The sequence below is a fragment of the Pedobacter miscanthi genome (genome assembly GCF_003315595.1).
Taxonomy (GTDB): domain Bacteria; phylum Bacteroidota; class Bacteroidia; order Sphingobacteriales; family Sphingobacteriaceae; genus Pedobacter; species Pedobacter miscanthi.
The window spans coordinates 203,633-216,886 of sequence record NZ_QNQU01000002.1 but is presented as its reverse complement, the minus strand read 5'-3'; the positions used below and the strand labels follow the sequence as shown (position 1 = coordinate 216,886).

Below are 13,254 nucleotides of genomic sequence, written 5' to 3'. Positions count from 1 at the left end.
AAAGGCTTTAAAAAAAATCAGATTGAGGGATTGTTTTGAATCGGATAATGCGACAGCACTTTTTTTTTTCTGGCTTGTTTGTTCTTGCCTGATGGTGCAGTAACATTCATCACGGAGATATATTTTGTAGGATCACCCATGGCTTCATAAATCACTACCTCACCATATTCGGCTTCTCTTAATACCTCGGGATTGTTTTTTAAAATATCAAAATTCCTGTTATTTAGCTGGTTTATTAAATGCTCTTTATCCTCAACAAATGGTATAACTGAGCTTGGCTTGCGTGGCTTCATCCACTGATCGTTCAGCTCCGAATAAGGTAATTTAACCTGGCCGTTGCCAACAACGAACACCGTACCTCCAATAATCACCAGGAATTCGCCCAGCCATATTACCCATAAAAGTATACCGGATATATTACTGCTTCCCTGTATGCGGAAGGTACCAACCTCGTTCAGTGCCACAATTTCTTTAAAAAGGATGCCCGGATGAACAAACAGAAAGCCCATATCCAGTATGAGTTGTTTAAGATCTGTCGAGCTTTGATTAAATGTAAAACCACGACGGCTATACATTACCGCATCAAAGAAAACCCATTGTACATAGAATGCCAGTAAACTGCATACAATCGCGATCACAACTGCAATCCTAAAGTTTCGGATCTTACCAATTTTAATACCCAGATTGATCATCAATCCCAATGCCATGCCTAATAAAAATGCACAAATGGCAATAAACCAGATGTTGGGGATCAACTGAGAAAGAATAATATAAAATAGGGGTAAAAGGAGCGAGGCAACGATACCTATAACTAATGTAGTGATGACGCTGGATGCCGAGGCATGACCTGCAGGAGTGTATTTTTCTACCATGTGAGTGTATAATCAGATTATAATTTTTCAAACAACAGGAAAGAAAATTTGTTTGGCTATGAATTACCTTTAGAAGATTTTTCTCTGTTTTTGTGGGTTGATGGCGATTGAACACAATTTCCCCCACAAAAATGAAGTGTTTATTTAAAACACAACAACAGATCTAATCTTTTTGATAAAAAAGGTTGGAAAAAATCATGATACTGGCGAGTTTATTATCCTTGAACTGATAAAAATGGCGTATACCTGCTGTTTTAGAAGTAATTTCTACAGTGTTAGCCGATGTATTTTCATCCACAATATTCATCTTTTTAAAGAATGTTGTACGTTCCATACCAACTACGATTCCGTTTTGCAGAGGCATTTCGTTGCCGAGTATTATCGAACCAATCAATTCAAGCTTTTTAGTTTCTTTATTAAGGTAAAACCGAGCATAGCTTTTCTGCAAAGCAAACATTGTTGCAGGCTCAGTTCTTCCGTTTTTATATGGCCTGACACTAATGCTTTTAGATGGAATGAGTTTGGTGTTGGTATTTTTAAATGATTCGAAACTATTAAATGTTCCTAGTGGATAGTTTAAAAACTGATCATCGCGCACCACGTGTAGTGTATCCTGAACGATGATGGCCTTTGCTGCAAAGTTTAAACTGCAAATCAGACAGGCAGTTAAGAGTGTTAATCTGAAATTTTTCATGTTGAGTAGGTTAATGTGATAGTATGCTAAAGTAAACTTATTAATTAGAAATCCAAATAGACAAAAGTTTAAAAAACATGGATGATCAGGCAGAAATGCTCGGAGTTTAAAGATAAGAATGCATTATAAATTGAGTGTCATCCTGGGAGTAGTCGAAGGATTACTCACAACATTTTTGCCCTACTGCGCAATCTTACCGCGGCGACAGATGAAAAGTCGGTACAGGTCCGCCGCTGCCGATGGGCTCCTTCTTTTTAGCGTCAAAAAGAACCAAAACCGAGGCTTGCCGAGCTCATTAATGCAAATAAAAAAGATAAACAGCTTATTAATAAAACGCCGGCTGAAAATTTTTCTTTTAAAGCCACTAGGTTGGCTTGATCAGTTTATCCCGAAAAATTTGTTAGGCCGGAATTAAAGAGAAAAGGGAGATAGTGCTTTGGCCTGGCCAGTCGGAAATGAATGTAGTTAGTAAGGTGTTTACTATCAGTGGATTACTAAATGACATACATGGTAGCTTGTCGAAAGATCAGCAATAACATTATTGATGGCATTTCGACAAGCTCAATGTGACAAATTTTCTTAGAAAACGGATGTTTTCGCATTATATTAGTTGTTTTCACGCCCTTGCGGAAAGATATTCTTGTCGAAATGATGGTGACGATAAAAATTTTGCCTGTCTATTTCAACTGCTTCATCTTCCATAACTAATGCTGCGGGGCTACCAATAACCTGGCGGATTTGGTTTTCCATTTCAGGAGTTACCTCGTCCATAATGTACCTTGGCATGGCTTCCAGTTGATCCTGATGAAAATCAGGTGCCAAAACCGCTTTTTCATTGGTATCAAGATCGATAAGGCCGATAGGTACCAATATTTTTTTTTCTTCTACAGTTGTAGTGCCTTCATCAAGCAAAACTATAACATAGCGTACAGTATCTGCTTCAGGGTCAAAAAGAAGGTCAGCCACTTTACCAATCCGGTTTTCGCCTGTTTTTACCGGCCAGCCTTTAATGTTTGCTTCGCCTGAGGTAAGGGTATAATCGCTATGAGATAATTCTAGAAGATTGCTATAGGTGATCTGATTGTAATTCATGATAAATAGATTTAATGTATGTAATTACAACACCTGCCCTAAGCCAATGGTTTGTGTTTTTTTGAAATAAATAGGTTAAGGATCAATAATATCCGATTGAAATTTCAGCTGTGATTGATGTTATTTAATTGGTTTGAAGCGGATTATAGCTGTATTGAGGTCGCGGTAAAAATTGTTTATGAGAAGGATTGATTTGATATGGAAATGACAATAAAAAAGCCGGATAAATGATATCCGGCTCTTTTTTAGTCTTCTTCGCGGCGACTTGGTTTGCAAAGGAATATCAGGATACCTAGGCTGGTTAGTACCGAAAATAGTCCGATACTTACGTTGATCGTTTCAAACATATAGTGTGGTTTAGTTTAGCGAATACAATATATTACTTTTTTATGACGAAAGCGAAAAACATTGAAATTGTTTAAAAAAAAGTTATAGCTAAGGGTTGTATGCGTTTACGAGAATGGAAATTTTAATCACTTATTTCTTCACAACAAAAACACAAAATCAGCGAAAGTATGAAGGCGTTTTCAGGTAGCCATCTGAGGCTGTTGTCTTTACGGTATGAATGTTAAAAATATGCAATTTTGGTGTTGTTATGCCGTTTTTTTGTTAGAAAATAAATTGTTTCTCGTTTACAGATAGTTACCAAAACGGGCTTTGTAAATGATTTAAAAGATGGTAATTTCGGCATATGAAGGTTACGGTAGTCGCTATTTTAGAAACGGAATTTAAGCAGGAGCAGGCGCTGGCCAAAATTATGAACAACAGGTTACAGCGGGCTGCAAAAGAATTACAAGACTTTCATTTTGCAGGCCTTTCAGTCAGAAGATCTTCAGCGCACTACCTCACCGTACAACTTAGTTACAACCAAAAATACAAAATCCGTTACCGGATTATGAACGATGTACCTTCCGATGTAGAATTCCTGGTGGCCGAAAGCTGTAGCAGACTGGGCTATATCCTATGGAAGAGCATGGTAGCCGAGCATACCAGGCAAGCCTGGTAAAATGAGGCTGCTTAGACCTTACCGTCAGAATGGTGAACGTCTGCCTCCGCCATCCACTATGGAAACCGTACCGGTAATATATTTTGCCCGGGGAGAAACGAGAAAAACGGCCATATCTGCCATATCCTGTACCTCACCAAAATCCTGTAGGGGTATTTCACTTTCTGCAAATTTCTGACGTTCATTGCCCGGGAAATAAGGACGGATGTTATCTGTATCAATAAGTCCGGGTTGCAAACAATTCACCCTGATGCCGTATTTGCCCAACTCAGACGAAAGTTGCTTAGACCATACGGCCAAAGCTGCTTTTGCAACAGCAGAAACATTTAACGAACGTAATTCGTAAGTACTGGTTAAATTAAGTATAACACCCTGTTTACGGGCTATAAAATATGGTATCAAGGCCTCAGTAAGCTGCCTTGGGCGCTCAAAATCCAAAGTCATTGATTTATTCCAGGGTTCTTCTGATCCTGCAGGACTTACTGGCTGGCTTTGCCCTGCATTGTTGATGAGAATATCGACATGCCCCATTGCAGATAATGCCGCTGTGGCAATGTTGGAAGGCGCATCAGGTGCCAGCAAATCCTGTGCAAAAAAAACAGGGGCAGGGCCGCCATTTGCGATGATCTCATTGGCAAGATTGTTTAGTGAATTGAGGTTGCGACCTGTTGCGAAAACTTTTACGCCTTCTGCAGCCAGCGCTATGGCAATTGCCCTGCCAATACCTTTGGATGCACCGGTTACCAGTGCGGTTTTTCCTTTTAAATATAAATCCATATTTTTTTCTCTATTAAAATTACCTTGCAATAATAACCCATAGCACGTATTTTTATTGGATTTACAGCCACTTGTGTGGTACAGACAAATTTGTAAGTAATGACTGCACGAAAAGAAAATTCGACCTATAGCCTGAACGAAAAATTTATAACAGAATGCGACCTTACCTACGCGGCCAACAAAATCGGGGGGAGGTGGAAAATTGTGATATTGGATAAACTGGGAAACCGGAAATTAAGATTTGGTGAGCTGAAAAAGGAATTTCCATATATCACAGAGCGGATGCTTACACTACAGTTGCGTGCGCTGGAGCAGGATGAACTGGTTAAAAGAACGGTTTACGCCGAGATTCCGCCAAGAGTCGAATATGAACTAACACCAATGGCCTTGGAGTTTCTTCCGATTTTTTGCCAACTGAGTGCCTGGGGCAAGAAGAATAAAGCATTAAAAAAACAGGCTGATTTAAAGGGAAATTTGCCCTGAAACCGCACATCCTTAAAAGCCCAGCCCGATACCTGCACTCAGCATGCCATATCCTCCGGAGAATCCATAGGATCCATAAACCCTGACAACGGGAAACTTGAGTTGAAAGCCTACATCCCCGCGAAAGGTTTTAAGATAGGTTCTTTTGAGTTCAAAAGGATCCTGATAGGTAATATAAGCAACCTGATCATTGCGTATACTGTTAGGAATGGGGAAATTTCCTTTTAGTCCCAATGTAGCGGATGAAATGCTGTAACCCAGCGATAGAAACGGACTGAAAAAATGGATCTCTTTCGAAATGGTGGCCTGTAAAAGGTAGTTGTCAAATTTGCCATATATCTTCTGGCCCGAAAAATCAGTGGCCTGTTCAGCATTTTCAGGAATCATGCCACCCAGCGGCCTGACATTTAGTCCTCTGTTGTAATTTAACCGGTTAAAGCCTATCAATAGCGAAAAATCAAAGGGTGTTTTCTCTACCTCTTTTGCTACAAAATCTCTCACAATATTATGTTTGATGCCGAAGCCAAACAGTGAAACGGATCCAAAACGTTCCCCGAGTTTTATTCTCGGTGCAGCCCTGATCATCAGTTCGGTATTTGCAGCAAAACCTACTGTAAGCTGAACCTGTGGCGTAGGAACAATGTTTTCGATAACTGCACTGGGGAGTTCGAAGGAAATCAGCTTATTTCCATTTCCATCAAAAAGATCCATATAAGGACCGTTAGTATACCTGTTGCCGGTAAAAGTTGGTGAATATATTTTATTTGGATCGGAGGGACGGAGATTGCTCGACAGGCCTATGGCTGTAACATCAAATGTTTGTTTTGAGGTAGGAATCAGCGATCCCGTTGCCATTATCCTCAGATCGAAATGCAATGGCTTAATGGTGTGGGCAGAATTGGCCCATCCACTGTTCATGCCAAGTCCGAAGCCGTAAAGAAGTGGCCTTGAATATGCATCAACCAGTTTTTCAACATCGGCCGGACCAGCTTTGATTAATTGCTCGAAATTGAATTGCGCTTTAACGCTGTGTATAAAAAATAAAGAGAGACTGATAAGAAAGAATAACTTTTTCATGAATAAAAGGCTTCAGCTGGTGATATGATGACCGGATATGTATTTCAAACCAGCAGCTGCAGAAAATGTTTTTTGTTTAATGCAGGTAAATCTTATTTTAATTTTATTCCCGATTAATCCTTTTCACCTGATGATTGTCAAAGCAACATACCTAATAAATTATGAAGGCTTTAGAACAGAACAGTATGGCGGATGATGGAGATCGGTTTCCGAAAACAATGGTATTTTTTATCCTTGTATTAAGCGCGTTGCTTATGGCGCTGATTTTGTTCCGGGATTTTATCCACTTCTGATTTTAAATCAACCTTGATCAATTTTATTAACTTTATCTGATAAAGAGCAGATACAGCTATATCGTTTAGGAACCCGGCAAAAAGAAACCACAGCCAAGATTCAAGATTTTTTCGATAACAAAGATAATTTAGTGCCATTTACTGATAGTGGTGAATTTGCTAATACGACCCGCAAATGTTGGCTGGGAAGATGGTCTTCTACCGGAAATTACATGGTTTTATAAGGCGCTGTTTACCTTTGCCATAGGTTTTTAATTAATGTGTACCTTTAGGTATGCGCATACAATCGTATCCAGTTATTCAACCCTTACAACCGTACATTAAACTGATATGTACCATGGAAACTGATGGAGATACCGACATCAGTAACATCCGTGTACTGCCCGACACCTGCGTAGAGTTGTTTTTTAATTATACCAGCACGCCCGTAGCGGTTATCGGTAATAAATTACATAAAAGGAGTATTGTAACTTCACGCATGAGCAGGCCAATGGATGTGCAAATGCGAAAAGGCACAGGTGTTATGGCAGTATGCTTTCAACCTGGAATGGCCTATCAGTTTATTAAAATCCCGATGGATTCGTTATCTGATGCTACAGTAGCACTAAGCGATTTGTGGGGGAACATGGTCTTAGATATTGAAGAACAGTTATCAGCAGCCCATCATAACGACATGCGGGTAAATCTGGTTCAAAATTACCTGTTAAAGCAGCTGGCTAACGGTAAAGAAAGTCAAGCTATCCTCCGCTGTTTAAAGCAAATACAGCTATCGGGGGCTTCGGTTTCGGTAAATCAGCTTGTAAATGATACAGGTTTTAGTCAGCGGCATCTTTCGCGTAAATTCCAGGAGTATGTTGGTTTATCACCCAAAGAGTACCTGCGTGTTTCGAGGTTTGTATTTTCTTTAAATTACCTTAAAAAATATCCTGCATATTCACTTACCGAAATCGCTTATCAAAGCGGGTATTACGATCAGGCGCATTTTATCCGCGATTATAAGGTTTATACCGGTTGTACGCCCGGGCAGGTGCTGCAAAATGAGCATATTTTATATTGATGTCCATTTTGTACAATTAACCACGATGGAGTTGCCGCATTTTTGTGTTATAAAATTAAAACTATGCGAAAACTAATTTTGGGATTGGCCATTACACTGGATGGCTACATTGAAGGGCCAAAGGGCGAGTACGACTGGTGTTTTACCGATCAGGATTACGGATTAAACGAATTTTTTAAGCGTATTGATGCAAGTTTCATCGGTCGTAAAAGTTACAAAATGATGCAGCAGCACCATGGAGAACCAGTGCCGGGAATGCCAGCGTTAAAAGAATATGTATTTTCTAAAACATTAACATCCGTTAAAGAAGGTGCCGAACTTATTTCGGGCGACAGTACTGCTGAAGCTCGTAAAATAAAAAATCAACCGGGAAAAGATATCTGGCTGTTCGGTGGTGCATCGCTATCCGATAGCCTGATGAAAGCCGGGCTTGTTGACGAACTCTGGCTTTCCATACATCCCATACTTTTAGGTAGTGGTAAACAGTTATTTAATGGCAGCGAGCAACGTACTAAACTAAAACTTTTAGAAAGCAAAATTTACGAAACTGGTTTAGTTTCTGTGCATTATCAAATCGAAAACACTTAAAAAAAATTACCATTACTGGACCTAAAGGCACAGTAATGGTAAACAAATCTAATTTTCGATTATAAGATCATCAATATAAGCTTTAAAATCGCCTGTATCTGCTGCATGATCGTAAGCGATGAGAATCTTATCGATGGTTTTGCCGCTTAACCAGTTTCCAATGGTGCAGGTAGTTTGCCCCCAGGTATTAACGGTACCTTTTGCTGTGCCGGGGTGCATCGACGCCCCATTCTGATCCTGAGCGCCCGAATCGCGGAGTGTAGTGCCATCCGTCATCACCAGATCCACTGTTACATATCTCGAAATTGTATTGGTCGGGAATTTCCAGAATTTTAATTTGGTACTGGCTGTAACCGGTATATCAACATCAAAAACTTTGAAATAAACATTCGATCCGGTTGAAGCATTATCGCGGCCTGCCACCCGGATAGCAGCATTTCCGAGGTGATTGGTTTCGTTGGTTACCACTCCGCACACCGGATTACCGGTTGCGCCAAAACCGATGGTATTTATAGCTGTTTGGTTAGGCGAATCGGTCCAGGTGGGCATTCCATCATATCCCGACTGAAAACTGGTGGCCAGCCAGCGCGGTCCGGCAGAGTTGGGGATCGGAACAATATTGGTTAAAGGATCCAAACCTTTGATCATACGGATTGCCTTTCCGGAAAGCCGTAGGTAAAAATCGCTCGAAAGATAGGTGCCGTCTGCACTTGTGGTTAAAAAATACTGGTTCGTAGGGATATTCAGATAACTATCGGCAGTTTTGGCAATGTTGGTTGCCTCATCAAATTCATCAAACATGGCGATATAAGCCGATGGAATTGATGCATTACGAAAATTATAGGCCCATTTCCAGAAAAACTGGCCTTTATTCCTTGGAATCTGGTTTACAGCACCGCCATTCCAGTTCGACCACGCAAAACCTACATACATTACTGGCTGGTAATCCATGCCATTAGTGGCACAATAGGCTTTATCCGGAAGGGTATAATTGGTATTATAGCCATCGGGATCCGAACTACCTACTGCCCATGGCGAAATCATATCATAAGCTTTGTAAACATTCTCAAAGCCGGGTTTCGAGCCACCGGTTGATGTGCGCCAATCTCGCGGTACACCACCAATTACATAACATCCCTGTGCTTTAAACCAGTTAATGATATCCAAGGCCTGTGCTGCAGTGGGTACCCTCGAGGTAAAACCATAACCCCAGATACAAACTACCGGTTTTCCCCCTTCGCGGGCATAATTTGGCGAGGCCGTAAGGTTAAGTTGGGTATTGATTACATTCAGCCAGTCGTCTTTTACCTGTTGATCGGCCGAATTAAGGTCGTACATGATGTAAAAACTTCTGTCGTAGGCTTCTGCAGCATTTTTGGCATTTACAGCAATAGCATTGCGATGCGTCATAATGGTGCTGTTGGTGTTCAGGAAACGCTGCACGGCAGCACCGTCAATGCCCGCCTGTTGCATCCATTGGAAATGTTTGTTTACCACATCCGGCTTGTAAGAAGAAAAAAGTTTTGCCGGAGCTCCGTTGCCCAGATTGGCAAAACCCGACTGGAAAAGACTGGTTGAGGCATACTCACTCATATCTGGGTAAGCTTCAAAAGTTAATGAACCCGGCGCAGGTGGATTGCCACCCCAATGGATCCAGGCATTAAGCGGTGAACCATCGCCTGGCGCACTAAACCAGCCCTGGTAACCAGTATACACTTTTCCTACCACACCAATGGTTTGAAAAGCGGCAATGGCTTTTGCATTTTCAAATTTTTCGGGTGAAAGGGCAGATTCCTGCTGAAGGTTTTCCTTCGTACATCCGACCCATAACAGCGATGCTGTAAGCAAATAGACAGTTGTTTTTTTCATAATATAAAGATTTAGGTTAATGTTGCTCCGATGGATTTAAAACCCAGTAAAAAAGGTTGGCGAGCGTAGATGACGCACGTATACAATATGGCCGCAGGCATAAGCAAGCCCCGGTAATTGTTGGGTAGGTTAATCATATCTGGTTAGTCTCAACAGGGGTAAATTATGCCTGTTAAGATTAACTAAAATAGCTTCGCGTATTAAAAAAAGCTTAATAATTTCATAATCAGGCTCCTGTAATCTGCTTTTTTTTGAAAATTGGACCTGAAAGGAATTTCAGAATAAATAATGCCTTTAAAAATATTTTTCTCGTCAATGTGATTTATTGTATATTTATCGCATTAAATTCTAAATCATCTCTTATGAATAAAAAAATCCAATTCAGTACAAATCCTCTCCATTATGTTTATGCCTTGGTGTGGTTTTCGGTTTTCGTAGCCTTTGCAGTTTATATTTTCACCGGCAAATTGTTTATGCCCGATGCAAATGGTAAAGTCAATCTGGTAGCTATACTGGTAGGTTGGGTTGCCGAATATCTTACGCAGATTGGCACAGGAATATTGGTGATATTAATTGGCGCTTACGTTGCTTTTAGGGTTGCAACAGAAAAAAAATAAATGATTATGCAGGTTACATATTTTATATTGCTATTTACAGGTTTATTTCTTTTAGGAACTTACATCCATTACCGTTATACTGTAAAAAAGGGAATTGCTTTCAGGTATAAACCTTTGGTTCTGTTAATTGTTATAATACTGTTTTTTGTTGCACTATACGGGTCCATAACACAAAAACCATATAATGAAATATTGCCTTTTATCGGCTAAATTATGGTACAGAAAAATAAATGAAAAAAATGCTGCTCTGGATCATCCCGTTGGTTGTTATAGTGATATTGATTATCATCTTCAAGCCGTTTAAGGAATTTTTTATCGAAAGGAACAAAGAGCCTCTGCCCAAAGAATATGCAGCTATCCAGCCGATTGATGAGCAATATGCTTCTCCGGATTTTAAGGTGAGTTTACTTTATACAGTCCAGGTTTCGGGGGCAGCCTCCCCAAATCCCATCCGCATTTTTCCGTCGGTCAATCATCAGCTCATTGTATATTGCGATGCACAAAAAGACGAGGATACCAAAGCCGATTACCAGTATTATAAATTTAACGAAAAAGGAATAGTTGCAGATTCGCTTTATATTAAATACGATGGTTACTGGGCCGAATTTATCGATGATTTTATCATGTATACCAAAGAGGAGGGCGAGTATTATACTACCTGGCCATCAAATGGAGATATAACCAAAAAAATAATCCATGCTGTTAATGCTGATTTCCATCTTTCTGAAAAAGAAATGAATGAGTTGATTTCAGAGGCAATCAGCGATAGCCGATATTATTTCTATAAATTTTATGTGGTGCAAGGAACCTATATCCGTAAGTTTTTCTGGTATAAAGATGAAAAGTGGAGGGTTTTATATCAAAAAGTATCGGCCTATGATGATGTTCCGGACGAGTTGAGCGCCGGGCGCTATCGTAAAATAGTATTCAGCAGCGGAGAGAGTGATCCTTACCTGCCGGATAATGTAGAACTGCTTTATTATTATCCTGAAGAAAAAATGAACTATGCGCATATCATCGGTGGCGGGCAGGGAGGGTTCAAAGTTTACAACTGGAGGGGAAAAGGTTTTTTCCGCACGCATGTTGCAGGAAAAAAATTAGATTTTCGTGTAGATAAACTGGCTACAGAAAAAGAGCGGTTCGACAATTATAAGCTGAGGCTTTATACCGTTAGCGAAAGAAACTCTTCGGCAGATAATTTCAGGCCGGCGTTTTACCATTCAGCTTATGGTTATTCTTTTTATTCGCCCGTAAGAGATAAAATATACCTGATTACCAAAAAGTAATGAGGTAACTGTTTTTACTGCTAAAAAGTTATTGAACCTGCGGTGAGGCAAAAGCCTTTTGCAGATCAGAGGCATCAATTACCGGAAGTATAATCCCATCCAGTATTGTTCCCTGGGTACGGGTGTAAATCATCCCTCTTGATGTTGAGAAAGCCAAACTTAATAAGGCAGTACCGAGTTCCGGATGGATATCTACTTCGCCACTGTTACGTGATTTTATAAAATCTTCTATTCCCTCTATTTCAAATATAAATTCATTGGTATATGAACCAGAGGTTCCCGATTTTTTGCCTTCCTTGTTAAGAATATGGATATCGATTTTGAAAATAATCCTTACAAGCAACTCCTTTAAATTGGTGGCAATTTCGGGAGTACATTCGATCTCATAATTTTTTGGATCAAGATCAGCATCAGCCTCGTCGGAATTAATGTTTCCTTTTAAGGTTCTTATGCTAATCATTTTGATCCTATCAGGGTTAATATTTGCCATATTAAGAAACTAATGCATAAGCTGGTACAGTGGAATCTTTTTTAGCAGTAACCTTTCGTATAGTTGTCCATTCATTTTTGGGCAAAGGGGCATGCTTACTTCCAAAGAAAACTACTGATTTATTATTAACCATGTTAACATTTGAATAGATATGGGTGGTGTTGGGGATCAGCACAATCTGTTCATTAAGTGCCACTTCTATTGCCGATATCGTACGGAGTGTGAAATTGTGAAGTCCGCCCATCCATTTACTTATTTCAGCCTCCTTTTTATTTAAGAGCCTGGCCAGATCTTTTTGTTTCAGTCCCTTCTTTTCTAAAAGCGTTAAGATGTAATGGGAAATGTCCATGGTTTTATCAACAAAATGGATACTCTCCTTTTTTGCCGAACCTATAATTTCTTCAAAATCCTGAAACAATGCTGTTTGGTCTGCTGGCTTTTTCATAGTTCTATTTCAAAGTCGTCTTCGAGCAGTATGTCGAATCCTACTAATTCAATATTTTTATCCCTGATGGCTGTATCAATCACTTTTGCAATTTTTTTAGCCATCATGAAATGTTTTTTACAATTTGGACAGTCTTGTACTTTTTGTGCTTTTTTATGATCTCCATTTAAAAGGATCACAATTTTTGTAGTTAACCGGATACAATATAACCTTAACCCATAATCCTTTAATCCCTTTGTTGAAATATGGTGATAATATGGCGGCGGGAGTCTATCTGCATTATCTTCTTTTTTGAAATGCGCTTCTTCTGCACCATATTTTTGTCCAATGTTCTGTATAAATCTACTTAATTCCGCTAATTGGTTGTTGTCGCTAATTTTTGCCCTGTCGATAAAGTCCCTGAATTCATTTTTAGCCCTCCCTTCCAAATGGAAAGTATAATAGGCTACTTTGTCAAATTGTAGAACTTTTGAGAGTGTTGCAATCAAGTTAACTTATAAGTTAAGTACAAAAATAGAACCAAAAATGAGATATACAAAGTTTTTCACATTTTTTAATAAAAATCACAAAGCGATTGTATAATAATATGGGAACCAGCGACTATTGAT

Annotated in this window: 15 protein-coding genes; 6 read left to right on the top strand and 9 right to left on the bottom strand. The window is 39.6% G+C overall.

All coding sequences use genetic code 11. The features are described from left to right. Positions 1–17: 17 nt before the first annotated feature. The 3 genes from DRW42_RS02900 to DRW42_RS02890 all read right to left on the bottom strand — a co-directional run bounded on the left by DRW42_RS02900 (position 18) and on the right by DRW42_RS02890 (position 2,658). Positions 18–872 carry a hypothetical protein gene (locus DRW42_RS02900; protein ID WP_113947342.1) on the bottom strand — a complete coding sequence of 285 codons (855 nt, stop codon included), beginning with the start codon at positions 870–872 and terminating at the stop codon, positions 18–20. A gap of 163 nt (positions 873–1,035) precedes the next feature. Further along, positions 1,036–1,566 (bottom strand): hypothetical protein, encoded by a 531-nt coding sequence (locus DRW42_RS02895; protein WP_113947341.1) that lies wholly within the window; start codon positions 1,564–1,566, stop codon positions 1,036–1,038. A 606-nt stretch (positions 1,567–2,172) separates the two neighbouring features. Beyond that, positions 2,173–2,658 (bottom strand): PRC-barrel domain-containing protein, encoded by a 486-nt coding sequence (locus DRW42_RS02890; protein ID WP_113947340.1) that lies wholly within the window; start codon positions 2,656–2,658, stop codon positions 2,173–2,175. Positions 2,659–3,349: 691 nt separating this feature from the next. Here DRW42_RS02890 and DRW42_RS02885 point away from each other — a divergent pair. After that, on the top strand, positions 3,350–3,664 hold the full coding sequence (locus DRW42_RS02885) for a hypothetical protein (RefSeq protein WP_113947339.1): 315 nt from the start codon (positions 3,350–3,352) through the stop codon (positions 3,662–3,664). Positions 3,665–3,688: 24 nt separating this feature from the next. Here DRW42_RS02885 and DRW42_RS02880 read toward each other — a convergent pair whose 3' ends face one another. Continuing rightward, positions 3,689–4,441, bottom strand: coding sequence for an SDR family NAD(P)-dependent oxidoreductase (locus DRW42_RS02880; protein ID WP_113947338.1), 753 nt, complete (start codon positions 4,439–4,441; stop codon positions 3,689–3,691). 99 nt (positions 4,442–4,540) lie between these two features. Here DRW42_RS02880 and DRW42_RS02875 point away from each other — a divergent pair, with 99 nt between their 5' ends. Next, positions 4,541–4,924, top strand: a complete 384-nt coding sequence (locus DRW42_RS02875; protein WP_113947337.1) for a winged helix-turn-helix transcriptional regulator — start codon at positions 4,541–4,543, stop codon at positions 4,922–4,924. 12 nt (positions 4,925–4,936) lie between these two features. On the opposite strand, the gene DRW42_RS02870 is transcribed toward DRW42_RS02875, so the two are convergent. Next, entirely contained in the window at positions 4,937–6,001 is a 1,065-nt protein-coding gene (locus DRW42_RS02870) for a DUF6588 family protein (RefSeq protein WP_113947336.1), read from the bottom strand. 567 nt (positions 6,002–6,568) lie between these two features. Between DRW42_RS02870 and DRW42_RS02860 the strand changes: the two genes are divergently transcribed. Continuing rightward, complete coding sequence (locus DRW42_RS02860; RefSeq protein WP_113947334.1) at positions 6,569–7,351, top strand: helix-turn-helix domain-containing protein; 783 nt, start codon at positions 6,569–6,571, stop codon at positions 7,349–7,351. A gap of 63 nt (positions 7,352–7,414) precedes the next feature. Further along, entirely contained in the window at positions 7,415–7,939 is a 525-nt protein-coding gene (locus tag DRW42_RS02855) for a dihydrofolate reductase family protein (protein ID WP_113947333.1), read from the top strand. A gap of 48 nt (positions 7,940–7,987) precedes the next feature. Here DRW42_RS02855 and DRW42_RS02850 read toward each other — a convergent pair whose 3' ends face one another. After that, on the bottom strand, positions 7,988–9,808 hold the full coding sequence (locus tag DRW42_RS02850) for a glycoside hydrolase family 99 protein (protein ID WP_208643484.1): 1,821 nt from the start codon (positions 9,806–9,808) through the stop codon (positions 7,988–7,990). A gap of 362 nt (positions 9,809–10,170) precedes the next feature. Here DRW42_RS02850 and DRW42_RS02845 point away from each other — a divergent pair, with 362 nt between their 5' ends. Next, a complete protein-coding gene (locus DRW42_RS02845) occupies positions 10,171–10,425 on the top strand; it encodes a hypothetical protein (protein ID WP_113947332.1) in 255 nt (84 codons plus the stop codon). Between the two features lie 230 nt (positions 10,426–10,655). Further along, positions 10,656–11,711, top strand: coding sequence for a hypothetical protein (locus tag DRW42_RS02835; RefSeq protein WP_113947331.1), 1,056 nt, complete (start codon positions 10,656–10,658; stop codon positions 11,709–11,711). Between the two features lie 28 nt (positions 11,712–11,739). Here DRW42_RS02835 and DRW42_RS02830 read toward each other — a convergent pair whose 3' ends face one another. Genes DRW42_RS02830 through DRW42_RS02820 form a run of 3 tightly spaced genes read right to left on the bottom strand, consistent with a single transcriptional unit; the run spans position 11,740 to position 13,134 of the window. Beyond that, positions 11,740–12,171 carry a hypothetical protein gene (locus DRW42_RS02830; RefSeq protein ID WP_147243653.1) on the bottom strand — a complete coding sequence of 144 codons (432 nt, stop codon included), beginning with the start codon at positions 12,169–12,171 and terminating at the stop codon, positions 11,740–11,742. A gap of 31 nt (positions 12,172–12,202) precedes the next feature. Then, positions 12,203–12,646, bottom strand: a complete 444-nt coding sequence (locus DRW42_RS02825; RefSeq protein ID WP_208643483.1) for a helix-turn-helix domain-containing protein — start codon at positions 12,644–12,646, stop codon at positions 12,203–12,205. Further along, positions 12,643–13,134 carry a hypothetical protein gene (locus DRW42_RS02820; RefSeq protein ID WP_113947329.1) on the bottom strand — a complete coding sequence of 164 codons (492 nt, stop codon included), beginning with the start codon at positions 13,132–13,134 and terminating at the stop codon, positions 12,643–12,645. Before DRW42_RS02820 ends, DRW42_RS02825 begins: the two co-directional genes overlap by 4 nt. Between the last annotated feature and the right edge of the window lie 120 nt (positions 13,135–13,254).